This is a genomic window from Desulfovibrio aminophilus DSM 12254, assembly GCF_000422565.1.
In the GTDB taxonomy this organism is placed as follows: Bacteria; Desulfobacterota; Desulfovibrionia; order Desulfovibrionales; family Desulfovibrionaceae; genus Aminidesulfovibrio; species Aminidesulfovibrio aminophilus.
This window is the reverse complement of sequence record NZ_AUMA01000009.1, coordinates 189934-214859: the sequence shown is the minus strand read 5'-3', so window position 1 is coordinate 214859 and position 24926 is coordinate 189934. Positions and strand designations below refer to the sequence as shown.

The 24926-nt window shown below is 67.7% G+C and carries 26 protein-coding genes; 8 read left to right on the top strand and 18 right to left on the bottom strand.

The features are described from left to right. The first annotated feature begins 127 nt into the window (after positions 1-127). The 7 genes from H587_RS17720 (at position 128) to H587_RS0107585 (ending at position 4875) form a co-directional block, all read left to right on the top strand. Positions 128-571 carry a winged helix-turn-helix transcriptional regulator gene (locus H587_RS17720; RefSeq protein ID WP_051202531.1) on the top strand — a complete coding sequence of 148 codons (444 nt, stop codon included), beginning with the start codon at positions 128-130 and terminating at the stop codon, positions 569-571. A 152-nt stretch (positions 572-723) separates the two neighbouring features. Next, entirely contained in the window at positions 724-1527 is an 804-nt protein-coding gene (locus H587_RS0107610; RefSeq protein ID WP_027175763.1) for an MlaE family ABC transporter permease, read from the top strand. Between the two features lie 9 nt (positions 1528-1536). Further along, positions 1537-2376, top strand: a complete 840-nt coding sequence (locus tag H587_RS0107605) for an ABC transporter ATP-binding protein (RefSeq protein ID WP_034608789.1) — start codon at positions 1537-1539, stop codon at positions 2374-2376. 18 nt (positions 2377-2394) lie between these two features. Next, on the top strand, positions 2395-2853 hold the full coding sequence (gene mlaD / locus H587_RS0107600) for an outer membrane lipid asymmetry maintenance protein MlaD (protein WP_027175761.1): 459 nt from the start codon (positions 2395-2397) through the stop codon (positions 2851-2853). Positions 2854-2906: 53 nt separating this feature from the next. Then, complete coding sequence (locus H587_RS17715; RefSeq protein WP_051202530.1) at positions 2907-3584, top strand: MlaC/ttg2D family ABC transporter substrate-binding protein; 678 nt, start codon at positions 2907-2909, stop codon at positions 3582-3584. Positions 3585-3599: 15 nt separating this feature from the next. Beyond that, positions 3600-4397, top strand: a complete 798-nt coding sequence (locus H587_RS0107590) for an MlaA family lipoprotein (protein ID WP_027175760.1) — start codon at positions 3600-3602, stop codon at positions 4395-4397. Positions 4398-4407: 10 nt separating this feature from the next. Next, the gene (locus H587_RS0107585) at positions 4408-4875 is read left to right on the top strand and encodes a metallophosphoesterase family protein (protein ID WP_027175759.1); all 468 of its coding nucleotides are present in this window, start codon (positions 4408-4410) and stop codon (positions 4873-4875) included. 65 nt (positions 4876-4940) lie between these two features. Here H587_RS0107585 and H587_RS0107580 read toward each other — a convergent pair whose 3' ends face one another. The 5 genes from H587_RS0107580 to H587_RS0107555 all read right to left on the bottom strand — a co-directional run bounded on the left by H587_RS0107580 (position 4941) and on the right by H587_RS0107555 (position 11520). Further along, the gene (locus H587_RS0107580; RefSeq protein ID WP_027175758.1) at positions 4941-6020 is read right to left on the bottom strand and encodes a peptidoglycan bridge formation glycyltransferase FemA/FemB family protein; all 1080 of its coding nucleotides are present in this window, start codon (positions 6018-6020) and stop codon (positions 4941-4943) included. A gap of 494 nt (positions 6021-6514) precedes the next feature. Further along, a complete protein-coding gene (secA, locus tag H587_RS0107570) occupies positions 6515-9067 on the bottom strand; it encodes a preprotein translocase subunit SecA (protein ID WP_156904480.1) in 2553 nt (850 codons plus the stop codon). Positions 9068-9185: 118 nt separating this feature from the next. Next, positions 9186-9581, bottom strand: coding sequence for a hypothetical protein (locus tag H587_RS0107565; RefSeq protein ID WP_027175756.1), 396 nt, complete (start codon positions 9579-9581; stop codon positions 9186-9188). A gap of 90 nt (positions 9582-9671) precedes the next feature. Continuing rightward, positions 9672-10376 (bottom strand): SIMPL domain-containing protein, encoded by a 705-nt coding sequence (locus tag H587_RS19600; RefSeq protein ID WP_051202529.1) that lies wholly within the window; start codon positions 10374-10376, stop codon positions 9672-9674. A gap of 13 nt (positions 10377-10389) precedes the next feature. After that, positions 10390-11520 carry a (Fe-S)-binding protein gene (locus tag H587_RS0107555; protein ID WP_051202528.1) on the bottom strand — a complete coding sequence of 377 codons (1131 nt, stop codon included), beginning with the start codon at positions 11518-11520 and terminating at the stop codon, positions 10390-10392. Between the two features lie 116 nt (positions 11521-11636). Here H587_RS0107555 and H587_RS0107550 point away from each other — a divergent pair, with 116 nt between their 5' ends. Next, on the top strand, positions 11637-13445 hold the full coding sequence (locus H587_RS0107550; RefSeq protein ID WP_027175754.1) for a methyl-accepting chemotaxis protein: 1809 nt from the start codon (positions 11637-11639) through the stop codon (positions 13443-13445). Positions 13446-13466: 21 nt separating this feature from the next. On the opposite strand, the gene H587_RS0107545 is transcribed toward H587_RS0107550, so the two are convergent. From H587_RS0107545 to trmD, 13 genes are all read right to left on the bottom strand, one after another. Further along, entirely contained in the window at positions 13467-14603 is a 1137-nt protein-coding gene (locus H587_RS0107545) for a GGDEF domain-containing protein (RefSeq protein ID WP_027175753.1), read from the bottom strand. 2 nt (positions 14604-14605) lie between these two features. Then, positions 14606-16021 carry an FAD-binding oxidoreductase gene (locus H587_RS17705; RefSeq protein ID WP_084630518.1) on the bottom strand — a complete coding sequence of 472 codons (1416 nt, stop codon included), beginning with the start codon at positions 16019-16021 and terminating at the stop codon, positions 14606-14608. A gap of 252 nt (positions 16022-16273) precedes the next feature. Then, positions 16274-16753 carry an SsrA-binding protein SmpB gene (gene smpB, locus H587_RS0107535; RefSeq protein ID WP_027175752.1) on the bottom strand — a complete coding sequence of 160 codons (480 nt, stop codon included), beginning with the start codon at positions 16751-16753 and terminating at the stop codon, positions 16274-16276. A gap of 10 nt (positions 16754-16763) precedes the next feature. Continuing rightward, positions 16764-18548, bottom strand: a complete 1785-nt coding sequence (gene ptsP, locus H587_RS0107530; protein WP_027175751.1) for a phosphoenolpyruvate--protein phosphotransferase — start codon at positions 18546-18548, stop codon at positions 16764-16766. Next, the gene (locus H587_RS0107525) at positions 18548-18865 is read right to left on the bottom strand and encodes an HPr family phosphocarrier protein (RefSeq protein ID WP_027175750.1); all 318 of its coding nucleotides are present in this window, start codon (positions 18863-18865) and stop codon (positions 18548-18550) included. Before H587_RS0107525 ends, ptsP begins: the two co-directional genes overlap by 1 nt. A gap of 14 nt (positions 18866-18879) precedes the next feature. Beyond that, positions 18880-19644: a PTS system mannose/fructose/sorbose family transporter subunit IID gene (locus H587_RS0107520; protein WP_027175749.1), complete on the bottom strand. Its 765-nt coding sequence runs from the start codon at positions 19642-19644 to the stop codon at positions 18880-18882. Then, positions 19626-20216 (bottom strand): biotin transporter BioY, encoded by a 591-nt coding sequence (locus H587_RS17700; protein ID WP_051202525.1) that lies wholly within the window; start codon positions 20214-20216, stop codon positions 19626-19628. The genes H587_RS0107520 and H587_RS17700 overlap by 19 nt, the downstream gene beginning before the upstream one ends. Beyond that, positions 20213-21199 (bottom strand): biotin synthase BioB, encoded by a 987-nt coding sequence (bioB, locus tag H587_RS0107510; RefSeq protein WP_027175748.1) that lies wholly within the window; start codon positions 21197-21199, stop codon positions 20213-20215. Before bioB ends, H587_RS17700 begins: the two co-directional genes overlap by 4 nt. A 33-nt stretch (positions 21200-21232) precedes the next feature. Beyond that, a complete protein-coding gene (gene rsmI, locus H587_RS0107505) occupies positions 21233-22075 on the bottom strand; it encodes a 16S rRNA (cytidine(1402)-2'-O)-methyltransferase (RefSeq protein WP_034608786.1) in 843 nt (280 codons plus the stop codon). Beyond that, the gene (locus H587_RS0107500; protein WP_051202524.1) at positions 22014-22421 is read right to left on the bottom strand and encodes a YraN family protein; all 408 of its coding nucleotides are present in this window, start codon (positions 22419-22421) and stop codon (positions 22014-22016) included. The genes rsmI and H587_RS0107500 overlap by 62 nt, the downstream gene beginning before the upstream one ends. Further along, complete coding sequence (locus H587_RS17695; RefSeq protein ID WP_051202523.1) at positions 22394-23050, bottom strand: ribonuclease HII; 657 nt, start codon at positions 23048-23050, stop codon at positions 22394-22396. The genes H587_RS0107500 and H587_RS17695 overlap by 28 nt, the downstream gene beginning before the upstream one ends. Before the next feature lie 181 nt (positions 23051-23231). Next, the gene (gene rplS, locus H587_RS0107490; protein WP_027175745.1) at positions 23232-23585 is read right to left on the bottom strand and encodes a 50S ribosomal protein L19; all 354 of its coding nucleotides are present in this window, start codon (positions 23583-23585) and stop codon (positions 23232-23234) included. A 36-nt stretch (positions 23586-23621) separates the two neighbouring features. Further along, positions 23622-24914 carry a tRNA (guanosine(37)-N1)-methyltransferase TrmD gene (gene trmD, locus H587_RS0107485; RefSeq protein ID WP_027175744.1) on the bottom strand — a complete coding sequence of 431 codons (1293 nt, stop codon included), beginning with the start codon at positions 24912-24914 and terminating at the stop codon, positions 23622-23624. Positions 24915-24926: the final 12 nt, after the last annotated feature.

Here is a 24926-nt window from a genome sequence, read left to right as displayed (position 1 = left end):
GAACCTCCAAAATGGTTGTCGTTGACTCGCGATCAGAGGACGGCTATCGGATACCCAGCGCGTGCGTTTTTCGCAAGTACTGTCTTTTTTGTCAGGTACTATCATCCGGTATAGTGAGGAGCCCGCCATGACCCGAGCCTGCGCCGTGAAGCAGCTGCACGGCAAGACCTACCGCTGTTTCTTCGAGCTGGCCCTGGCGGTCATGGGCGGCAAGTGGAAGCCCATCGTGCTCTACCACCTGGGCCATGCCGGGGTGCTGCGCTTCGGCGAACTGAAACGCGACATGCCCGAGGTCACGGACCGCATGCTCACGCGCCAGCTGCGCGAGCTGGAGGCCGACGGGCTCATCCATCGCGAGGTCTACCGCCAGGTGCCGCCCAAGGTGGAGTATTCCCTCACCGCCCAGGGCCTGGGCCTGTTCCCGATCCTTTGCGCCATGCGCGACTGGGGCTCGGACTACGAGGCCTGGCGCGGCGGGGCCGAGGTGCTCAGCGAGGGCGAGGCCGAGCCACTGGAGGCCCGTTCCCTGCATCCTCGCTACGCCCGGAACGTGGACGCGAACGGGGCGTGAGGCCCGGACCGCGGCCGACGGAAGGGTCATTTCTGGACCTCTTGCCGGATTTCACGGCTTGCCCTCGGCCCCGAGATTCGTTAAGGCAATTGAGATCATTGATGGGGGGCGCGTGGCCGCTTCCCGGAACCGCGCGCAAAGGATCGTTCGTCATGGGTCAGGAACAGAAAGGCGTTCTCGCGCCCGTCGCCGCCCTGGGAGGGGCCAGTCTCCGCTTCCTGGGGGAGATGGGGGCCATGTTCCTCTTCCTGGCCGACTCCCTGCGCCTCATGTTCTCGTCCTTCGGCCAGATTCCCAAGACCGTGCGCCAGGTCTTCTTCATCGGCGTGAAGTCCATCAGCGTCATCGCCCTCATCGGCCTGTTCACCGGCATGGTCATCGGCCTGCAGACCTACTACGCCCTGTCCAAGTTCGGTTCCGAGGGATTTTTGGGCGCGGCCGTGGCCCTCTCCCTGGTGCGCGAGCTGGCCCCGGTGCTCACGGCCTTCATGGTCACCGGCCGGGCGGGCTCGTCCATGACCGCCGAGATCGGCGTCATGCGCATCAGCGAGCAGATCGACGCGCTGGAGATCATGGACATCAACCCCATGAGCTACCTGGTGAGCCCCAAGCTCGCCGCCTGCCTCATCAGCTTCCCGATCCTGACCACGCTCTTCGACCTCATCGGCATGCTCGGCGGCTACCTCACGGGCGTCATGCTCATGGGCGGCAACGCCGGAGCCTACCTCTACCGCGTGGATTCCTCCCTGGACTGGGAGGACGTCTCCGGCGGCTACATCAAGGCGATGGTCTTCGCGGTCATCGTCTGCACGGTCTGCTGCTACCAGGGCTACTTCACCCATCTGCGCGAGGACAAGGGGCCCGAGGGCGTGAGCCAGGCCACCACCACGGCCGTGGTCATGTCCTGCGTGCTCATTCTGGTGGCCGACTACGTGCTCACCTCCATTCTCTACTAGGCCCGGATCATGGAACGAAGCCGATACGACATCCGCCTGGAGGACCTGAGCGTGGGCTACGGCGAGCACGTGGTGGTCTCGGACGTGAACGTGACCCTGCCCGGCGGCAGGATAACGGTCATCCTGGGCGGCTCGGGCTCGGGAAAATCCACCCTGCTCAAGCACATCCTGCGCCTGCACCGGCCCATCACCGGCCGGGTGACCATCGGCGGCCACGACATCTTCAAGCTGTCGCGCAACGCCCTGCGCTGCCTCAAGCAGCGCCTGGGCCTGCTTTTCCAGGACGGCGCGCTGCTCGGTTCGCTGAACCTCTTCGACAACGTGGCCCTGCCCCTGCGCGAGCACACCCGGCTCAAGGAGCCGCAGATCGCCGAGGTCGTGCGGGCCAAGCTCGCCCTGGTGGGCCTGGCCGACTCCCTGCATCTTTTCCCCAACCAGCTTTCGGGCGGCATGCGCAAGCGCGCGGGCCTGGCCCGGGCCATGGTCATGGACCCGGAGATCCTCTTCTGCGACGAGCCCACCTCGGGCCTGGACCCGGTGAACTCCGCGGCCCTGGACGACCTGCTTCTGGAGCTCAAGCGCCGTTTCGACATGACCCTGGTGGTGGTCAGCCACGACCTGGCCAGCATGCGGCGCATCGCGGATCACGTGGTCGTGCTCGGCCGGGGCAAGGTGCTCTTCGACGGCACCCAGGCCGAACTGGAGGCCACCCAGGATCCGTACCTGCGGCGCTTCCTGGAACGCCGGGCCGAGGAGGGAGCGGGAGAGATGCTCTCCATGCCCAAGCTGGATCCCAAGGTCATGAAGATCGACTGCAGCAAGTACCTGGGCGCCGGAAACGGCCGCTGAGGAGACAAAGGGGAGGCCATGAAGAAATATTCCAAGGAAACCTCGGTGGGCATCTTCGTGCTGGTGGGCCTCATCGGCATCGCCTACATGAGCATCAAGCTCGGCAACCTGGGCCTGTTCACCGACAACTACATGACCCTCAGGGCCGCGTTCACCAACGTCTCCGGGCTCAAGATCAACTCGCCCGTGCAGATGTACGGCGTGGACGTGGGCTACGTGGACGGCATCCAGCTCGACCTCTCCGGCGACATTCCCCTGGCCCGGGTGAGCATGAAGGTGCACAAGGGCATCGACATCCGCGACGACGCAACGGCCTCGGTGAAGACCAGCGGCCTCATCGGCGACAAGTTCGTGGGACTCACCGCCGGAGCCGTGGGCCAGCCCCTCAAGGACGGGGACGGCATCTTCCAGACGAACCCGGCCCTGGACCTGGAAGATCTGCTGGCCAAGTTCGCCACGCCAAGCGTCAACAAATAATCTAACAAGGAACCTCTTGATTCCGTAACAAGAATCGAATACGACGGCCGCACATGAAACGCACCATACTCTCGTTCGCCGCAGGCATCGCGCTTTTCGGGCTCCTGACCGCCACCGCCTGGGCCGGTGTGCCCACCGACACGGTCAAGGAGGGGGTTGACAAGGTCATCTCCATCCTGCAAGACCCTAAGTATAAAGGGGCCAAGGCGATCTCCGGCGAACAGCTGGACCGCCTGCGGGCGGCCATCCGGCAGTTCTTCGACTTCGACGAGCTGACCGCCCGTGCCGTGGGCCGCCCCTGGCTCAAGTTCACGCCGCAGCAGCAGAAGGATCTCAGCTCGAGTTTCCAGGAACTGCTGGAGAAGACGTACATCAGCAAGTTCGAGGGGTACAACGGCGAGAAGTTCGACTACCAGAAGGAGATGGCCCAGGGAAATCTGGCCTTTGTCCAGAGCCAGGTCCAGGCCAACGACGGCAAGCTCCTCGCGGTCAACTTCCGCCTCATTCAAAAGGATGGGCACTGGCTCATCTACGACGTGATCGGCGAGGGCATCTCCATCATGGAGATTTACCGCAGCCAGTTCGCGCAGGAATTGCAGAACGGCACCCCGGACAGCCTCATCGGCAAGGTCCGCGACAGGGTGGCCGACATCGCCGCGGGCAGGGCCCCGGCTGATGACAAGGCAGTGCTTAACGACGCGGCCAAGCAGTCGGCCACGGCGAAACAGTAACGGAGCGATCGGCACATGGGCACATCCGCGGCGCGCTCACTCGTCCTGACCATCGGCGTTCTGTTCCTCATGGCCGGGGCCGCCCTGGCCGCCGACGGTCAGCAGGTCGCCCAGCTTGAGGACACCTACTACTCCCAGGAGCTGTGGGACGCCTCCGGCAAGACCCCCACGGGCCCCGCCGCCACGCCGGACACCTCGGACATCGCCCCCGACTCCGTTCCCGGCTGGAACCGCTTCTGGTTCGACGTCAACGACCGGCTCTATTACTACCTGTTCAAGCCCGTGGCCCAGGGCTACGGTTACGTGATCCCGGAAAAGCCCCGCACCTGGGTCAACAACTTTTTCCACAACCTGCTCTTCCCCATGCGCTTCGTGAACTGCCTGCTCCAGGGCAAGTTCCGCGCCGCGGGTGTCGAGACGTCCCGCTTCATCGCCAACACCGCCTTCGGTTACGGCGGCCTCTCCAACTTCGCATACGACCTCAAGCCCACCAAGCCCACGGCTTCGGGCGACGAGGACACCGGCCAGACCTTCGGCGCCTGGGGCATGGGCAACGGCACCTATCTCGTCTGGCCCATCATCGGCCCCTCCACCGTGCGCGACACCTTCGGCTACGCGGGCGACTATTTCATGCGGCCCACCACGTACCTCCACCCCTGGTACTGGTCCATGGGCGCCACCGCCTACGACAAGCTGAACAACCTGTCGCTGCGCATCGGCGAGTACGAGACGCTGACCGAAAGCGCCATCGATCCCTACATCGCCATGCGCGACGCCTATCTCCGCTACCGGGCGCAGAAGGTCCAGGAATAACACCGGACCCATGCTCCTGGCCGTCATCTCCGACTCCCACCTGGGCGCGCCCTCGCCCTGGCTGGAGTCCGTCTACACGCGCCACCTGGCCGGGGCCGACGCCCTGGTCCACTGCGGCGACATCACCGCCGAGTCCGTCTGGGCCTTTTTTCTCCAGCATCCCAACTTCCACGCCTGTCTCGGCAACTGCGACTGGACCCTCGGCTCCCAGCTCCAACCCGTGGCCCGGCTTTCCCTCGACGGTCTGAACATCGCCGTGACTCACGGCTTCGGCCCCCGCTCCGAGGTGCCCCGCCGCGTGGCCCAGGCCCTCGGCCCCGAGGCCGACCTCGTCTGCTTCGGGCACACCCACGCCCGATACTTCTCCGACGAGCACGGCGCGCTGCTCGTCAATCCCGGTTCCCTGGCCGAAGGCTCCCTGGCCCTGCTCACCCTGGAGCCCGGCCGACGCCCCGCCTGTCGTTTCGTGGATATCTGATCGGCTGCTGGCGGATGAAAGCCGGGAGACGGTTCCCGCCTTTCTGAAACGGGGCGAAGCCCCCCTCAGTGCGGATAAGGAGTGTGCTGCCCGTGGGCCGAGAACACGAGTTCCGCGTTGCGGTATTCGTCGTACACGTCCTGGCGCAGGGGGTAGTCCCAGGAACCGGACCTGTACTCGATCCTGCCGCCGAATCCCGTCTTGAAGCGGTAGAGGCCGTGGAACGGGTGGTCCGGAGTGTCGGAGGGCGAGACGGCCCCCAGGTCATACCGGACACAGCCGCGTTCGCGGGCCATGAGCATGGCGGTCCAGTGCATGAGGCTGGAGGCCATCATGTTCCGTTTGGTGTCGGAGGAGGCCCCGTAGAGGAAGTTCGCCGTTTCGCCCGAGATGCCGACGATGGCTCCGGCCAGGACGTCGGAGCCGTGCCGCGCGAGCAGAAAGAGCAGATCCGAGCGATCCGGGGCGGAGAGCAGGGACTGGAACATGGCGCTGAAGTGCTCCGACCCGCAGGGGGTGAAACCGTTGCGCAGGGCCGTCTGCCGGTACAGGGCGTGGAAGTCGGGCAGGCCCAGCGCGTCGGCTTCCCGCACGATGACGCCCTTGCGCCGCGCGAGCCCGATGTTGTAACGCGTCTTCGGTTTCATGCGCCCGAGCATCTCTTCCTCGTTCCCCACGAGGTCCACGACCAGGGAACTGGCCACGGTCATGTCTTCGCGGGCTTTTCTGATGTTCCAGAACCTGGTGCCCATGTTCATGCGCAGTTCGCGCACTCTCGGCTCGGGAAAGGCGTCCCAGCCCTCATTTTGCATCACGCCAGCGTATGGGGAGAGCCAGGGCAGATCGTAGCGGATGAAGGCCACTTCCGGGCCCAGGGTCTTGGCCAGGGCCGCGGAGAAGTCCTCGAGGAAAGTTCCGTACTCCTCCTCGGCCGGCGCATGTTCCGGCCCTTGGGGCACGATGGCGATGTTGTGCTTTCCGAACGGCTTGAGCAGGACGAGCACATCCTTGCCCGGCCCGGCCGTTGGAATGTCGAACGCCCTGGGCTGGAGGCCGAGCCGGGCCTTGACCTGCGCCCAGTACGAGGTCTGGAACAGGATGTCCGTGGGGAACAATGCGGCCATTGCCTTTGATCTGATGTCCACGTCGCTTTCTCCGGTCATGAACGGGTGCCGTGCCCGAGGCTCGCCCGCATTCATGTCGGGTTCCTCCGGCGAAAAAAATAAAGCCCCATCTTCCGCCGTTCGGAAAGATGGGGCCTGTCTGCGTGCGTTGGGTGTGACGCTACACGACGGCCCCCGTCTTCCGGGAGAGGATGCGGCCCTCCCGGCGGGCATGCGTGGAACCCGCCGCGATGCGGGGAGAACGGGCGGAGGACAGGGGCTGGTGCTGCTTCACGGAATCACTCCATACTGTGTGTCAGTCATTGCGTCCGGGCAGCATACCGGAACCGGGAAAGAATGCAACCTGTCGGCCGGACTGGAGAAAGTTTGCCGCAGATGGTGGGAAAAACAGACTCTTTCGCGAGGAGGCGGGGCCGCGCCTCACAAAAGAAAACGGCCCGGGACCACATGATCCCGGGCCGTTTGTTTTCTGAGACGGGCCGAAACCCTGTCTTTCTGAAATGGGGCGAGGCCCCCTATTTGGCGCCGCAGCACTTCTTGTATTTCTTGCCCGAGCCGCAGGGGCAGGGGTCGTTGCGGCCGACCTTGGGTTCGACCCGGCGCTTGGGTTCCTTGGTTTTGTCCGAGCCGTCCGCGCTCCCGGCGTACTGGAGGTTCCCGGCGGTTTCCTTGTGCTGGTACTCCTCCTCGCGCACCTCGGTCTTGATGCGCAGGTGGCAGAGGGCCCGCAGGGTGTTCTCCTTGATGTTGTCGAGCATGTCGCGGAAGAGTTCGAAGCCCTCGCGCTTGTACTCCTGCTTGGGGTCTTTCTGGCCGTAGCCGCGCAGGCCGATGCCGTCGCGCAGGTGGTCCATGTTCAGCAGGTGGTCCTTCCAGTTGCGGTCCAGGGATTCCAGCGTGAAGTAGCGGGCGATTTCCTGGTAGTGGTCCGGGGCCGCGTCCTTGAGCGCGCCGGTGGTCTCGTTGATCCAGGCCAGGGCCTGGGTCTTGTTGGGCAGGTTGCGGCGGAAGCCGGGGAAGCGGTCGAAGTCGAAGACCTCGTCCAGGCGCGAGCGGACCATCTCGGCCATTTCGGGGTCCATGTCCTTGCCCTCGGAGGCTGGTCCCAGGATGTCCGCGAGCACGTCCTGGGCGTACTCCTCCACGATGGAATCCAGGTTCTCGGCGTACATGAGTTCGCGGCGCTGGGAGTAGATGACCTCGCGCTGCTGGTTCATGACGTTGTCGAAGTCCAGGAGCTGCTTGCGGATCTCGAAGTTGTGGCCTTCCACGCGCTTCTGCGAACCCTCGATGGCCCGGGACACGAGCTTGTTCTCGATGGGCACGTTTTCTTCCATGCCCAGCTTTTCCATCAACCCGGAAATGCGGTCCGAGCCGAACAGGCGCATGAGGTCGTCGTCCAGGGCCAGGTAGAAGCGGGAGCTGCCCGGGTCGCCCTGGCGGCCGGAGCGACCGCGCAACTGGTTGTCGATGCGCCGGGACTCGTGGCGCTCGGTGCCGATGATGTGCAGGCCGCCCAGTTCCTTGACGCCCTCGCCGAGCACGATGTCCGTGCCGCGGCCGGCCATGTTGGTGGCGATGGTGACCTTGCCCTTCTGGCCGGCCTCGGCCACGATCTCGGCCTCTTTTTCGTGCTGCTTGGCGTTGAGCACGTTGTGGGGCACGCCGAGCTTCTTGAGCAGGCCCGAAACCAGCTCGGACTTCTCGATGGACACGGTGCCCACCAGCACGGGCTGACCGCGCTTGTGGCAGTCCGCTATCTCCTCCACGATGGCCCGGAATTTCTCAGGCTGGGTGCGGAAGATCATGTCCGGGTGGTCCTTGCGGACCATGGGTCGGTTGGTGGGAATGACGATGACGTCCAGCTCGTAGATCTGCTTGAATTCCACCGACTCGGTGTCGGCCGTGCCGGTCATGCCCGCCAGCTTGTCGTACATGCGGAAGTAGTTCTGGAAGGTGATCGAGGCCAGCGTCTGGTTTTCGGCCTCCACCGTGACGTTCTCCTTGGCCTCCAGGGCCTGGTGCAGGCCGTCGGAGTAGCGCCGCCCGGGCATGAGCCGCCCGGTGAACTCGTCCACGATGACCACCTGGCCGTCCTTGACGATGTAGTCCACATCGCGCTTGAACAGGTGGTGCGCCTTGAGGCCCTGGAGCACGTGGTGCTGGAGGGTCATGTTCGTGGGATCGAAGAGGTTGTCGATGCCGAGGAGTTTTTCCACGCGCTCCACGCCCTGGTCCGTGAGGGTCACGGTGCGGGCCTTCTCGTCCACCTCGAAGTCGCCGTCGGGGATGAAATCCTCGCCCTGGGGCAGGTTCGCCGGGCGGGGGGAGGAGCGCTTGAGCGGCGGGATGACCGTGTCCACGCGGCGGTAGAGCTGGGTGGACATCTCGGCCGGGCCGGAGATGATCAGCGGGGTGCGCGCCTCGTCGATGAGGATGGAGTCCACCTCGTCCACGATGGCGAAGTGCAGGTCGCGCTGGACCAGGGACTCCTTGTAGAACTTCATGTTGTCGCGCAGGTAGTCGAAGCCGAACTCGTTGTTCGTGCCGTAGGTGATGTCCGCGCCGTAGGACTCCTGGCGTTCCTGGTCCGAGAGGCCGTGGACGATGACGCCCGTGGTCAGGCCCAGGAAGCCGTAGAGACGGCCCATCCAGGCCGCGTCGCGCTTGGCCAGGTAGTCGTTGACCGTGACCACGTGCACGCCCTTGCCCGAGAGGGCGTTGAGCACCACGGGCAGGGTGGCCACCAGGGTCTTGCCTTCACCGGTCTTCATCTCCGCGATGTTGCCTTCGTGCAGGGCGATGCCGCCGACGAGCTGGACGTCGAAGTGGCGCATGTTCAGAACGCGCTTGCCCGCCTCGCGCACCAGGGCGAAGACCTCGGGCAACAGGTCGTCCACCTTGCGCCCGTTGCGCACCTCCTCCTTCCAGGCCGCGATCCTGGCCGGGAAGTCGGCGTCGGAAAGCTTGAGCATGTCCGGCTCCAGCGCGTTGATGCGCGCCACCATGGGGCGCAGGCGCTTGATGTAGCGTTCGTTCTTGGAGCCGAAGAGCAGTTTGAGCAGCATGGAATTCTCCTTGACGGAAAGGGGCGTGGGATGCGCCCCGATGGCCGGGACATGCCGTGCATGTCGCAACCTTGTGTTGGTGTCGGATGTGGGACTGCCGGAACCGGGACGGACCGCGCTAGGCGTGGTCCGCGGAACGGGGCGGGGCGCGCCCGGCGCGGTTCGAGGGCAGGGCCTCGCGTGAGCCGGGAGCGGGCGGAAGATCGGGAGCAAGGGCCGGAAGCGCGACGTGGAGGCCGAGGGCTCCGGTGATCGCGGCCGGGATCGGGTTGCCGATGCCGTCCGGGTCGGTCTGGCCCAGGCCGTCGCGCAGGACATGCCCGGCGGCCAGGCGGGGCACGGCGCGGAACATGCCGCCGCGCCACTTGGCGGCGGCCGCCACGAGTTTGATCCGGGCCGCGTTGCCGACCTCCAGGGCCTCCTGGGGCGGCAGGGCGACGCAGAGGGCTCCGGCCAGCAGGGCCGCGCCCAGGGCCAGGCCAGGGGCCAGAACCAGCGGGGTTCTGCCGGTCATGCCCGCCTCCGCGCGGTCGACGCGAATCCCCGCTGCGCGAGGATGTGGTTTTCTTGAAGCGACGCAGCCATCTTGGGTTGTTTCAATTGCCTAGCGCACCGCGAATTCGGCGCGCACCGTGACCATGACTTCCTTGTCCACGGTGGAGGTGTCGTAGGCGCCGGAGCCGGAAACTTCCACGGAATTGGGCGCCAGAACCTGGACCACGCCGATGCGCGCGGACTGGAGCGCTCCCACGCCCCGGCCGTCGCTGCCGGCGATCTCCTGGGCCCGGCGGCGGGCGTCCTTCACGGCCTGGCCCAACAGCTCCACGCGCATCTCGGGCAACCGAGAAACGTAGTATTCCAGGGAATAGGTGGTCAACTGCACCCCCTGGTCCATGAGAGTCTGGTCCAGGCCCAGGGTCGTGATCCTGGCCGTGTCCGAGGAAGTCACGGTGAAGCCCTGGCGCAGGGTCTGTTCGCGCGGGGCGCTGGGGTTCTGCTGGTAGACCTGCTCCATGCTGACCGGTTGAAGCTCCAGGGCGGTCTCGGGCAGCCCGGCGGCCTTGAGGTAGTCCTTGAGGGCTTGGAGGTCGGTACGCAGCTGGGCGTAGCCCTGCTTGAGGTCCGTCTCGGCCACGGTGCGGAAGATGCTCCCGCGCCACTTGGCCACGTCCGAAACCACCTTGACCCGGGCCGAGCCCGTGGCCTCGATGGTGTTCTGCGGCAGGCGCGAGGCGTAGAAGGCCCAGGCCAGGACGGCCGAGGCCAGGATCAGGCCCAGGGCCAGGATGAACGCCGGTCTGCTGTTCATTGCATCTCCATGATTACAGGTCCAGGGCGTCCAGCCAGTGCGCGGCCCGGACTCCTTCGGAGGCCGTGGCCGCGAGCTGCATGGCGCAGGCCGAGCAGCCCGTGAGCACGAGGTCCGCCCGGAGGTTTTCCCATCGTAGCGCCGACACCCGCGCCGCCAGGGCCGGGTCGGCCAGTTGGAGCACACCGCCGAAGCCGCAGCAACGCGCCTCGGGCGATTCCAGGTCCAGGCCCGGCACGCCGAGCCAGAGGGCCGGGTCCGGGTCCGGGACGTCGGCGTGGCAGGGCGTGTGCCAAGCCACGCGGCCCGGGTTCCTGGTTAGCACAAAGCCGCCGCCTTGCAAAATCGCGGAAAGGGGGGTGATCGACGCGGTCCAGGCCGCCTCTTCCTCCGCGTCGCGGAAGAGCCCGGACCCGGCGTAGGCCCGCAGGCCCGCCAGGCAGGAGGCGCAGAAGGCCGCCAGCAGGGGCCGCCCGGCCGCGCGCCAGGCCGCCACGTTGGCCGCCCGGGCCGCGTCGCGTTCACGGGGCAACCCGGCCGAGCCCAGGGTCGCGCCGCAGCACTGGAAATGGGCCTGCGCGCGTTCCACTCCGGCCAGCTCCAGGATTCGCGCGGCCTTGTCCGTCCAGCGTCGGGCCGCGTGCGCGCCCGCGCAGCCGCTGAACAGGGCCGCGCGCCGCCCGCGCCATGCGTCGGACGGGCTCTCGACCCGGGCGAACGGCTCGCAGCCCGGCCGGGAGAGCGCGCCCAGCCCCTTGAGCAGACCGCCCAGGCGCTTTTGCAGAAAGTCCTTGGGAATCGGCTTGGCGAGCGTGGCGGCGACAGGCCAGAGCGCCCCGCTTCGGGCCAGGGCCGCCTTCCAGAGCCACTGCCGGAAGTCCGGCCGCGCGGCTCGCAAACCGGCCACCACGGCGGGCGCGTCCTGGCCCTGGGGGCAGACCCGCACGCAGCGGCCGCAGCCCAGGCAGAGCCGGGCCAGATCCTCGGCCGTGCGCGAGTCGCCGTGGGCGGTGAGCACGGCCTTGGCCCGGGGCGACAGTTCCTCGCGGCCCGTGGCCGCCAGAAGCGGGCAGGCCTCCAGGCACTTGCCGCAGAGCACGCAGCCGTCGAGGCCGGGCGGGGTATGGGGCGCGTGTTTCCGCATCTGGTGCTTCCCGCGCGCGTGGCGCGCGAATCGTCTGACAATAATCATCAGCCCGGCGTTGACCAGATTCCCGAAAGCAATTTAAAGTGATTACCCACTATCTTCGGAGGTGCCCCATGATGCGTCTCATGTCCATCGGAACACGGATATTCCTCCTGCTGGGCCTCATCGTCTGCTTCGTGGCCGGGACGGTGCTGGCCTTTCTGCACAACGCCGGAAAGATCGAAGCCATGGGCGTTGAACAGGTCCAGGTTCAGATGCTCGACCTCCAGAAACAAAAGATCCAGGTGGCCACGCGCAGCATGGCCCTGTCCTTGGGCCAGGGATTGACGGGCGTTTCCGATGACGCGGAACGGGTGGAGTTCATCCGCCGGGCCGTGGACCCCATCCGTTTCGAGGAGGACAAGTCCGGCTACTACTTCGTCTATCGGGGCACGGTGAACGTGGCCCTGCCGCCCAAGAAGGAGGTTCAGGGGTCGGACATGGCCGAGAGCAAGGACAAGAACGGGGTCTTCTTCGTCCGGGAGCTGGCCAGGCAGGCGGCGGCCGGGGGCGGCTTCGTGCAGTACATCTTTCCCAAGCCGGGCAAGGGCGACCAGCCCAAGCTGGGGTATGCCGAGATGATTCCGGGCACGGACCTCTGGATCGGCACCGGCATCTACATCGACAACATCGAACAGGCCAAGAAGGGTATCGCCCAGGCCGTCGGGGAGCTGGTCCGCGCCGACACCCTGATGCTTCTCTCGGTGCTCGGGGCCGTCTTTCTCTTCTTCGTGCTGCCGCTGAGCGTCGTGACCATCCGGGGCATCGTGCGGCCGCTGTCCCAGGCCACCAGGGCGGCCTGCGGCATCGCCGAGGGGAGCTACGATGTGAACCTCGACGAGTCCGGCCGCGACGAGGTGGCCAGCCTGCAGAAGGCGCTCAACAGCATGGCCCGCACCCTGCGCGGGAACATCGCCCAGATCACGGCCAAGTCCGCCGAGGCCGAGGACAAGGCCCGCATGGCCGAGCGCGCCCTGGCCGACGCCGAACAGGCCCGGGGGCAGGCCGAGAGAGCCCGGCGCGAGGGAATCCTCCTGGCCGCCGGCCGCCTGGAGGCCATAGTGGAGAAGGTCACCGGCGCGGCCGAGGCCATCGCGGCTCGTTCCCGCGACATCCGCGAGGGAACCGACGTGCAGCGCGACCGCATCCAGTCCACGGCCACGGCCATGGAGGAGATGAACGCCACGGTGCTGGAGGTGGCCCGCAACGCCTCCGAGGCCGCCGAGTCCGGCAACCGCGCCCGGTCCCAGGCCGAGAAGGGCTCCGAGGTGGTGAGCCAGTCCGTGGAGGCCCTGCGCGCCACTTACAGCGAGGCCGACCATCTGCAGGAGAACATGAACCAGCTGGGCGGCCAGGCCGAGTCCATCGGTCGGATTCTCGGGGTCATCACGGACATCGCGGACCAGACCAACCTGTTGGCGCTGAACGCGGCCATCGAGGCGGCCCGGGCCGGCGACGCCGGACGGGGTTTCGCCGTGGTGGCCGACGAGGTGCGCAAGCTGGCCGAGAAGACCATGACCGCCACCAGGGAGGTGGGCGAGGCCATCGCGGGAATCCAGAACGCGGCCACGGCCAACATCGGGACCACCCGCAAGGTGCTCGACGACCTGAGCCGGGCCGTGGACCTCTCCAACCATTCGGGTGAGGCCCTGCGGGCCATCGTGGCCGGGGTGCAGACCTCGGCCGACCAGATCCGGGGCATCGCCACCGCCGCCGAGGAGCAGTCGGCGGCCTCGGAGGAGATCAACAAGTCGGTGGAGGAGATCAACGGGATCACCACGTCCACGGCCCGGAACGTGGCCGACTCGGCGCGGGCCGTGGAGGAACTCGACGAGCAGATGGCCCGCCTGCGCGACCTGATCCGGGAACTGAAGGAAGGCTAGACCGAAGCCGCTCCGGCGGCGTCAGTCCGCGCAGATCCGACGGCGCTTGCGCTCGTACATGATCTTGTCGCAACGCCGCAGCAGATCGTTCACGCACTCCCCCGCGCCGGACACGGCGATGCCGTGGCTGAAGGAAATGCGGTAGGGCTTGCCGGAGGAGGCGTTGTATTCCTCCAAATAGGCCTCCAGCCCGGCGAGCCTTTCGGCCAGCACGGCTGGGTCGTCGTCGAAATGCACCGCGGCGAACTCGTCCCCGCCGAAGCGCATGGGGTGGAACTCGCGGCCGAAGAACCGCCGCATTCCATCCGCGAGCACGCGGATGGCGTGGTCTCCCTCGCCGTGGCCGTAGGCGTCGTTGATTTTCTTGAGGTCGTCCATGTCGAGCATGGCGATGGACATTCTCAGCTCCTTCATCCGCCTGGCCTTGAAGATGATTTCCCGGTAGACCCTGCGGTTTCCGAGCCTCGTGAGCTCATCCATTTCCGATTTGTAGACCAGGATGTAGACGAAGAGCACGACCGCCGAAACGGCCCAGCTGTTCCAGATCGTCAGGTAGACGAAATACATCAGCTGAACCAGGCCGATGAACGCCGGGATGATGATCGTGGCCAGCAGAAAGACGATCTCCTGAACCCGCAGTCTGCTCCTGTTCTTCCAGATGAACACGGCGTTGAGGAGGAAATAGGCGTAGCTCACCAGCGGCGAGGCGAGGAAATACTCCCCCCGGGAATACTCGTTCAGCGGCGAGATGTTGAACAGCACGCCGCCGTGGTAGCTCAGGAGGGCCAGAATGACGCTGGCGAGAAGCGGCGCGGCATAGAGCGGCAGCAATATCCGCGGAATCGGCCTGGAGATCCACGAATGCAGGAAGAGCAGGAGCAACAGGGGCGGAAAGGGGACGAGGGCGAAGCCGACCACGTTGACGAGCTTGTTGAGGGCCACGAGATGCCCGTCGGCCCGGACCGCCGCGTTGAACTCGGCGTTGAGCACCACGCTCCAGATCTCCAGCCCGAGCAGGGCGAGGATGCTCAGGACCATGCCGATGAAGAGCTTGTGTTCCGTCTTCTCCAGATCGAGCTTGAGGAACGCGACGGCCAGACAGACCGCCAGCAGCAGGCACATGAACATGTTGATCTGGACGGTGAGAAGATACCCCATGCCTATGACGTTCCTTCACGGCCGGAACAGGCGGCTCTCCCCGAGCCCCATTCCTTGCCGGGATTCATGATTCCCTGGGGGTCGAAGACGGCCTTGACCCCGCGCATGCGCGCGATCTCCTCGGGGCCGTGCCGCCAGGGCAGGTAGGCGCCCTTGGTCAGCCCCAGGCCGTGTTCGCCGGAAAGCGTGCCGCCCAGATCCAGGGCCGCGCGCAGAATGGCCTCCTTGGCCGAGGCCGCGCGGCGCAGTTCGTCGGGCTTCCGGGCGTCGAAGAGCACGTTCACGTGGATGTTGCCGTCGCCCAGGTGGCCGAAGCAGGCCACGCGCAGGCCGTTGGCGCGCCCGGCCTCCCGGAACGCGGCCACGGCGGCCGGGATGCGTCCCCGGGGCACGGCCACGTCCTCGGCGGCCTTGTCCGGACCCACGCGGTGCAGGGCCTGGCTCACCGTGCGCCGCACTTCCCAGAGCTTTTCCTCGGCCTCTGGGGTGGCCGCCGTCTCCAGGGCCAGGGGCTTGAGCGGGGCCAGGGCCGCCTTGAGCCGGTCCAGGTCCGCCAGCACCGCCCCGGCCGAGCCGTCCAGGCGGTAGAGCAGGGCCGCGCCGGAATCCTGGGGGCACAGGGCGCAGCCCGCATCAGCCACCGCGCCCAGGGCCGTGGCGTCGAGAAATTCCAGCGACACCGGCAGAATGCCCGCCTCGAATCCGGCCCGGGCCGCGTCCAGGGCCGCCTCCAGGGAAGCGAAGGCGCAGAGCAGCGAGGCCTGGGCCTCGGGCAGGGGCAGGAGCTTGAGGGTCAGCCGGGTGATGATCCCCAGCGTGCCGCCGGAACCCACGAAGAGCCGCGTCAGGTCCAGGCCCGAGACGTCCTTGTGGCAGCGCCCGCCCGCCCGGATGATCCGTCCGCCCGGCAGGGCCGCCGAGAGTCCGAGCACGTAGTCCCGGGTCACGCCGTACTTCACCGCGCGCATTCCTCCGGCGCAGGTGGCGGCGTTGCCGCCGATGGTCGAGTAGCCCGCGCTGGCCGGGTCCGGCGGATAGAACAGACGTTTTTCCCTTAGCGTGGCCTGGAACGCGCCGGTGACCACACCGGGCTCCACCTCGGCCACGAAGTCGGCCGCGTCCACGTCCAGAATCTTGTCCATGCGCAGCATGGAAACCACCACCCCGCCCTCGGCGGGCACGGCCCCGCCCACGCGGCTGGTGCCCCGGGCGCGGGGATACACGGGCAGGTTCTCGGCCTGGGCGAAGCGCAGGAACTCGGCGGTCTGCTCCTCGGTCTCCGGACGGACCACGGCCCAGGGGCGGGCGAAACGGCGCGAGGCGTCCGCGCCCAGGGCCAGGGCCTGCTCCGGATCCAGGACGCAGCCGTCGCCCGGAAACAGCGAGAGCAGAGATTCTTTCTGACGATCGGTCAGCATGGAAACGATCATACGGTGCATCGGCCCGAAAGAAAAGCGTGGGCCGTCGCGGGTCTTCGGCCAATTTGCGTCACCCGGCGACGCCGGGGGGCCTTCGGTCCGTTTCAAGAAAGACGGAAGAGACTTTTCCCCTGGCTGACAGTGCTGCGGGAACGCCCCGGAGAGCGTCGCTCTCCGGGGCGTTCCCGCAGCACTATCGCCGGGTCCAGGGGCCGCCGGCCCCTGGCGGGGTCCGGGGCGGAGCCCCGGGTGCTATTTGTTGTATTGGGCCAGCTGGCGCGCGGTGTCGCGGGCGATGTCCTTCTGCTTCAGGTCGTCGCGGCGGTCGTGGACCTTCTTGCCCTTGGCCAGGGCGATTTCGAGCTTGACCCGGCCGCGCGTGAAGTAGAGGCGCACGGGGACGATGGTCAGGCCCTTCTGCTCGGCCTTGGCCTGGAGACGGTCGATCTCGCGGCGGTGAAGGAGGAGCTTGCGGGGGCGTTCGGGGTCGGGCCGGTCGAAGAGGGAGGTCTTCTCGTAGGGCGCGATGTGCACGCCGACGAGGAAGGCCTCGCCGTTCTTCACGTCCACGTAGCCGTCCTTGAAGCTCACGCGGCCGTCGCGCAGGGACTTGACCTCCGAGCCCTGGAGCGCGAGTCCGGCCTCCAGGGTTTCGGTGAGCTCATAGAGCCGCCGGGCGTTTCTGTTCTCGGCGATGGGCTTGCGCCCGGCCGCTTCTGGTTTCTCGCTCATGGAGTGGAGGCTATCCGCCGTGCTCCTCGTTGTCCAGGAGAGAGGCGAAGAAGGTCAGTTCCTCGGGGAAGCGCTTGAAGATGGTTTCCTTGACCAGCCGGTTGACGCGGCCCACGGTGCGACAGGAGAGAACCTCGCGCAGCAGGTCGCGGCAGTCGGTCATGCGGGCCTGGCGGATGACCCGCTTGATGCCCGGGATGGCCTGGGGGGTCAGCGAGATGCTGTCCACCTGCATGCCCATGATGATCGGCACGCAGAAGGGGTCGGAAGCGACCTCGCCGCAGAGGCTGACCTCGATGCCGGCCTGGTGGGCGGCGTCGGTGACGTGCTTGATGGCGCGCAGAACGGCCGGGTGCAGGGGCTGGTAGAGGTAGGACACGTGCCGGTTGGTGCGGTCGATGCCCACGCTGTACTGGATGAGGTCGTTGGTGCCGATGCTGAAGAAGTCGCACTCCTCGGCCAGGAATTCGGCGATCATCACGGCCGAGGGCAGCTCGACCATGATGCCCACGGGCATTTCCTCGTTGAAGGGGATGCCCTCGCGGCGCAGCTCGTCCTGGGCGTCGCGCAGGAGGCTCTTGGCCCGGCGCAGCTCCTTGAGGCCGGAGATCATGGGGAACATGATCGAGGCGTTGCCGTAGGCGCTGGCCCGGCAGACGGCCCGCAACTGGGTGCGGAAGAGGTCCGGGTGGCGCAGGCAGAAGCGGATGGCGCGCATGCCCAGGGCCGGGTTGGGCTCCTCCAGGGAGCCGAAGCTCTGGATGAACTTGTCCGCGCCGAGGTCCAGGGTGCGGAAGATGACCCGGCGGGGGGACATGATGGAGACGAGGTCCGAGTATTTCTCGGCCAGCTCCTCCTCGCTCGGCAGGTCGGTGCGGTTGAGGTAGGAGTATTCGGTGCGGTAGAGGCCGATGCCCTCGCCGCCCCGGTCCAGGACCGCGGCCACCTCCTCCAGCAGTTCGATGTTGGCCAGGACCTGCACGCGGTAGCCGTCGCTGGTTTCGGCCGGGAGCTGGCATTCGCGGATGATGCGCCGGGTGTAGTCCTCGAACTGGGCGGAAAGTTCGTTGTAGCGGGTCAGCTCGTCCTCGTCGGGATCGATCACGATCTTGCCCGAGAGGCCGTCGATGATCACGAAGTCGCCTTCGAGGACGTGGGATTCCAGGTCCGCCACGCCGACCATGGCCGGGATGCCCAGGGTGCGGGCCATGATGCCGGTGTGCGAGGTCTTGCCGCCCTGGACCGTGGCGAAGCCCAGGATCTTGTTCACGTCCAGCTCCACGGTGTCGGCCGGGGTCAGGTCGTGGGCCATGATGATGACCCGGCCCTCGATGGAGCGCAGATCCTTGTCCTGGCCGATGAGGTGGGACTGGACCTTGACGATGACGAAGCGGACGTCCTGCATCCGTTCGCGGATGTAGACGTCGTCCAGGGCTCCGAAGGTCTTCTCCAGGTCGCCGAGGGCCTTTTCCAGGGCCCATTCGGCGTTCAGGCGCATGTCCGTGATGTAGGCGCGGGCGGCGTTGCGCAGCTTGGGATCCTTGAGCATCATCAGGTGGGAGTCGATGATGAGCCGGTGCTCCTTGAGCTCGGCGGGAACCTTGTCGCGGGCGGCGGCCAGCTCGTCCTCGGCCTGGAGGAAGGCCTGGGCCAGGCGCTCGGCCTCGTGGGCCACGGCCTCCTCGGCCACGGTGAGCCGAGGCAGATGGGCCGTCCGGTTGCGGTTCAGGAAGAAGGCCTTGCCGATGGCGATGCCCGTGGAGACGGAAATGCCGGGAATGATGACTCGGGCCACTAGCGTTCCTCGCCGAACTTGGAGCGGAAAAGCCGTTCCAGGCTTTCAACGGCCTGGGCGGCGTCCTCTCCCTTGGCCTTGAGGTCCAGGGAGCTGCCCTGGGCCGCCGCCAGGGTCAGGATTTCCAAAATGCTCTTGGCGTCCACTTCCTGGTCCTGGCAGACGATGGAGATGGAGGCCTTGAAATTCTGGGCGGTCTGGGCCAGCTTTCCGGCCGGACGCGCGTGCAGGCCGAGCTGGTTGGTCACCACCACCCGCCGGGTCACCTCGCCCGGGAAAGCTGCCTCGGCGTCCCTCGCCTCGTTCATCTCACCCATAATGTCCCGCTCGATCAAAACGGCCAGCCGCCGAGGGATTCGACGACGACCGGATAAAGGGCCCAGAGCGCGGCCAGCCCCACCGCCGGGATGGTCCGGGGCAGGCGGAACTGCTGCACGAGCCGGGCTGTCACGGCGAGGCCGATCATGCCCGCCAGCCATCCCTGCCAGGCCACGGGTTTGGGCCACACCAGCATCCAGAACCAGAGCAAGAGCGCCGCGTTGGCGTACTTGATGCGCTGGCCCCAGTTGATGAGATCCCAACGCTTGAGGCTTTCCAGGAAGAGGAAGCCGCCGCGCAACCCGCGCCAGAAAGTATACACTTTGAACACCTGGAGACCAATGAAAAAAATGAGACCTTCGAGAAGCGCCGCCGCCGTGTGCCCGGCCAGGAGCAGGCAGGCCGTGGACAGGGCCCAGTAGATGAGCAGGCTGCCCGCGAAGACCGAGTCGCCGATGGCCGAGAGGGTGTAGGTGGTCCGGTCCTTGACCTTTTCCAGCATGGCTGGAGGGAAGGCTCCGGCGGCGATGCGCTGTTCCGTGGAGAGGAAGATGCCCACCAGGCAGGGGGCCCAGAAGGGATGGGAGTTGTAGTGGCGCACGTAGCGCTTCACGGCCTGGCGGAAGCGGGCCGGATCCTTGTGGATGGCGGCCAGCCCGGGAAGCATGGCGTAGACCAGCCCGATGTTCTGCATGCCCCTGGTGTTGAAGTTGGCCCCCATCAGGTAGCAGCGCAGAAACGACAGGATAACGGCCTTGGTCAGCCTGTCCGCGGGCATGAACCTCCTCCGGGGGGCGCGGCGTCCCCGTTTCCTGGGAGCAGCCTACACCGGGAGAGCAGCCGGTAGCAAGCCACGGCGGCCACGATCTTCAGGCAGTCCCAGGGCAGGAAGGGGGCCAGCCCCAGGGCCAGGGCCCGGGTCCAGTCCGTGTCCAGGACGTGGCGCAGCCAGAAGACGCCCGGGACGTAGGCCGCGATCAGGGCCGGAATCCCGAAGCCCAGGCCCCTGACCCAGGTCAGGGCGCGGCCGTGTCCGCCCGTGGCCAGGCCCGTGATCCAGGCGGAGAGGACGAAGCCCAGGAGGTAGCCGCCCGTGGGGCCCAGGAGTTGGGCCGGTCCCGAGCGTCCGCCCGCGAACACCGGCAGGCCGATGACCCCGGCCAGGATGTAGAGCAGGATGCAGAGCGCGCCCCGGCGCGGACCCAGGGCGTATCCGGCCAGGAAGACGAACAGCGGCTGGAGCGACACCGGCACCGGCCCGATGGGCACCACGATCCAGGCTCCGGCGGCCACGGCGGCGGCCAGCAGGGCGGTCCAGACCAGCCGGTGCAGCGGGGCCAGGGGGTTCACGCCGCGTCCTCCGGCGTCTCCAGGCGCAGGCCCAGGCCCGCCGCCGCCTCACGGTCCCGCTCCGGGTTCTCGCCCGGTGTGGTGAGATAATCCCCGATCATCAGGCCGTCGGCTCCGGAGAGGAGCACGGCCTCGCGGTCGGCCCCGAACACGGCGGGCCTGCCGCCGCAGACGCGCAGGTGCGCCCGGGGCAGGAGGAAGCGGTACAGGGCCAGGATCTTCAGGGACTCGGCCCGGGAGAGGATCGGCCGATTCTCCAGGCGTGTGCCCGGGATGGGCGTGAGGAAGTTCATGGGCACGGACCGGACCCCCAGCCGGGCCAGGGACAAAGCAAGATCCACGCGGTCCTCCCAGGACTCGCCCAGGCCGAAGAGCCCGCCGGAGCAGACGAAGAGCCCGGCGGCCACGGCCTGATGCACGGCCAGGGCGTCGTCCTCCCAGGCGTGGGTGGTGCAGATGTTCGGAAAGAAGTCCTGGGACGTCTCCAGGTTGTGGTGGTAGCCCGCGAGCCCGGCGGCCTGGAGGCGCTCGATCTGCCCGCCGTCCAGGAGCCCGGGCGAGACGTCGGCCAGGACGCCCTCGGCCCGGACCGCGGCCACGGCCTCCACGAGCCGCTCGAAGTCCCCGCCGCGAGGGGTGAGCCCGCTGGTCACGATGCCCAGGCGGCAGGCCCCGGCCTCGCGGGCCCGCCGCGCGGCCGCCACGATCTTCGGCAGGGGCAGGAAGTCGTGCACCGGGGCGTCTGTCGTGTGGTGGCCGGACTGGGCGCAGAAGGCGCAGTTCTCGGAACAGCGGCCGCTCTTGGCGTTGACGATGGCGCAGAAGGTGACGGTGTCGCCCAGGAAGCTCCGGCGCACGGTGAAGGCGGCGGCCGAAATGGCGGGAACGTCCTCGTCCCTGGCCTCGGTCACGGTCCGCAGTTCGGCGTCGGACAAGGTGCGGCCGTTCAGCACGGCCTCGGCGATCTGATCGAAGCGGTTCATTCGGCATGTCCTGGCGGCCGGAGGCCCGGCCGCTCAATCCTTTCGCAGGGCGTTCAGTTTATCGTAAGCTTCCTTGGCGCTCCAGCCCGGGGCCCGGGACGCGGCGCGGCGGGCCACCTCGCGGGGCTTGCCTCCGCGCGCGGATTCCTCGCGCAGAAGATCCAGCAGGGCCTCCTCGGTCAGCTTGGCCGGAGTCTCGGGCGGGCCCAGCACCACGGTGATCTCGCCCAGGAACTCCTCGGGCAGGGCGTCCAGGGCGTCCAGGCGGCCCCGGACGAACTCCTCGAACTCCTTGGTCAGCTCACGGGCCACGCAGAACTCCCGGGGGCCGAGGACTTCGGCGGCCAGGGCCAGGGTGGAGGAGAGCCGGGTCTTGCGCTCGAAGAAGACCAGGGTGGCGGGCAGGGCGGCGTAGGTTTCCAGCAGGCGGCGGATGTCGCCGTCCTTGCGCGGGAGAAAGCCCAGAAAGACGAAGGGCAGGGGCGGCAGGCCGCAGGCCGAGAGCGCGGCGACGGGGGCCGAGGGCCCGGGCACGGGCGACACCGGCAACCCGGCGGCTCGGCAGGCGCGCACGAGGCGGTAGCCCGGGTCCGAGAGGAGCGGGGTGCCCGCGTCCGAGACCAGGGCCGCGTTCCGGCCCTCGGCCAGAGCGGCCAGGACCTGCTCCACCCGGGCCTCCTCGTTGTGCTCGTAGAGGCTCAGGAATCCCTTGGCGGGCAGGCCCAGGCGCTGGAAGAGCAACCCGGCGCGGCGGGTGTCCTCGGCCAGGACGAGGTCCGCCGAGGCGAGGATCTCGCGGGCCCGGGGCGAGAGGTCACCAAGGTTGCCAAGCGGCGTGGCCACCACCCAGAGCCGGGCTGAAGGCGTCGCGCACATGCTCGATCTCCTCCCCGTCGTCGCCGACGCGCACGCAGACCACGTCGAAGCGGCAGGGACTATCCCAGAGTTTGTTCTTGCTCAGATACTGCGCGGCGGCCTTGCCCAGCTTGGCCTGCTTGCGGCCGTCCACGGCCTCGGCGGGGGTGGCCAGTGAGCCCGGCCCGCGCGTCTTGACCTCCACGAAGACCAGGGTGTCGCCCTCGCGGCAGATCATGTCAAGCTCCCACTGCTTCCAGCGCCAGTTGCGTTCGAGTACGGTCAGCCCGGCCCGCTCCAGGAAGCGGGCGGCGGTCGTCTCGCCGCGCGCGCCGAGCCTCAGATGGGCAGGCGGCCTTGCGGGCATGACGCGCCTTTGCGCCGGTCTTCGGGCAGCACGCCTCGGAAGGTGAGCCGGTGGATGGAGCTGGGGCCCAGCCGGAGCAGGGCCTCGCGGTGGACCGCCGTGCCGTAGCCCTTGTGCTCGGCCAGGCCGTAGCCCGGAAAGCGCCGGTCCAGGGCCAGGAGCATGTGGTCGCGGACGGTCTTGGCCAGGACCGAGGCCGCCGAGATGGCCGCGATCCGGGCGTCGCCGTCCACCTCCGCGCGTTGGGCCGAAGGGCCGTCCAAAAGATGTTCGGGGATGGTCTTGTCGCCGTCCACGAGCAGGAGCCGGGGCCGGACCCGCAGGTGGCGCACGGCGCGGCTCATGGCCAGGAAGGTAGCCTGGAGGATGTTCAGGGCGTCGATCTCGCGGGGGCGGGCCAGGGCCACGGCCCAGGCCGCGGCCTGGACTCGGATGAGCGGGGCCAGCGTCTCGCGGGAGTGTTCGGAGAGGGCTTTCGAGTCCCCCAGCCCGGGCAGGTCGTAGGATTCCGGCAGGATCACCGCCGCGGCCACCACGGGCCCGGCCAGACAGCCCCGGCCCGCCTCGTCCACTCCGGCCACCAGGGCGGCGGGGGGATCGGCGTGCTCGTGCAGAAAGAACTGGGGCATGGGTTCTCCGGCGGTTGGAATCGTGGCTGCGCGGCCGGTTCCGGTTGCCGCGCGCGGCGGTCTGGCCGGAATCCGCGCCACGGAGGGGCCGGACAGGGAGACGGAGGGACGGGAGCGATCCGGGAAAAAAGCCCGGGAAGGGCCTCTGGAACGGACCCTTCCCGGACGGAATTCCTTGGGACTACTCCCAGATCTGCTTGGACTTGATGCGCGAGGCCTTGCCCTTGAGTTCGCGCAGGTAGTAGAGGCGGCTCCGGCGGACTTTGCCCTCGGAGAGAACCTCCACCCGCTCGATGAAGGGCGAATGGAAGGGGAACACGCGCTCCACGCCCACTCCGTCCGACATCTTGCGCACGGTGAAGGTGGAGCCGACACCGCCGCGGTGGACGCGGATGACCACACCCTGGAAAACCTGGATGCGCTCCTTCTCGCCCTCGATGATGCGCAGGTGGACCTTGATGGTGTCCCCGGCCTTGACCGCCGGGATGTCCATGCGCATCTGCTCGGCTTCGATGTTTTTCAGGATGGCGTTCATGTCTTGTCTCCTTGTTCGGGAAAACCCGATTTCTTCTCAATATGCGTCGCCCAGGAGGCGGTCCACGGTGATGCCCAGGGCCGCCCGCACAGGCAGGTGATTGTATCCGCCCAGGAAGCGGATGGGCGCGAGCCGCGCGTCCGCCGTTTCCAAGGCCTCCGGCGCCAGACCCGAGCCTGTTCCGAAGAGCAGCAGCACGGGGCCTTGGGCCAGTCGTTCCCGCACCTCGCTGGGGCCGGCCAGGGGCGGCCCGCAACGCTCGAAGCGCGCGCTGGTGACCACCACGAAGGGCTGTTTTCCGGCCCTCTCGGCCACGTCCTCCACGGCCTCGGCGATGCTCCCGAGAACCGTCGTCAGTCCCAGGGCCTCGGCCCGGTCCGGGTTGGCCGCGCCTCCCGGCCCCTCGGTCCAGTGGCCCAGAAGGGTCCGGGCCAGCCGCCGCTGGTCCTCCAGCGGCGTGAGCACATAAGCTCCTCCCAGATCATAGGAGCGGGAAACGCGGGACATATCGTGAACGTCGAGATTTGTCAAAGAGACAGTGATGGTTTCTCCGGCGCGATTCTTCACCGGATGGTGGCAGAGCCCCAGATAGAGGCAGCGGCCGAGCCCGGGACGCGGCCGTTCGCGCAGGAATTCCGCGTCCGCCCGGGTCAGGGGCGCGCCGGAGAGAAGTTCCGGCCGGTGCCGGAGCGTGGTGGCCAGGGACTGCTCCCGACGCCAGGCCTCGATGCGGGCGTGGTCGCCGGAGAGGAGCACCTCGGGCACGGGCAGGCCCTCGAAGACCTCGGGCCGGGTATAGTGCGGGTACTCCAGGAGTCCGGCGGAAAAGCTCTCCTCGGTCCCGGACTCCTCCTTGCCCATGAATCCGGGCAGGAGACGGCCCACGGCCTCCAGCAGACAGAGGGCTCCGGACTCGCCGCCGGTGAGCACGAAGTCGCCCACGCTCACCGGCTCCACGGGAAAAAGTTCCATGATCCGCTCGTCCAGGCCCTCGTAGCGGCCGCAGATGAGCGTCAGGTCGCCGCCCTCGGCGGCCAGCTCCCGGGCCAGGGCCTGGGACAGCGGGCGGCCGCGCGGGGTGAGCAGAAGGATGCGCCCGGGATTCTCGATGCTCCGGAGGGCCCGGGCCAGGGGATCGGCCTGCATGACCATGCCCGGGCCGCCGCCGTAGGGCCGGTCGTCCACGTGATGGTGCTTGTTCTGGGCGAAGTCGCGCGGGTTGACTGTCTCGAAATCCACGATGCCCGCCTCGCGGGCCTTGCCCATGAGCCCGGCGGACAGGGGGGAGTCGAAGAACTCCGGGAAGAGGGTCACGAGATGAAAGCGCACGGCAAGGGCTCC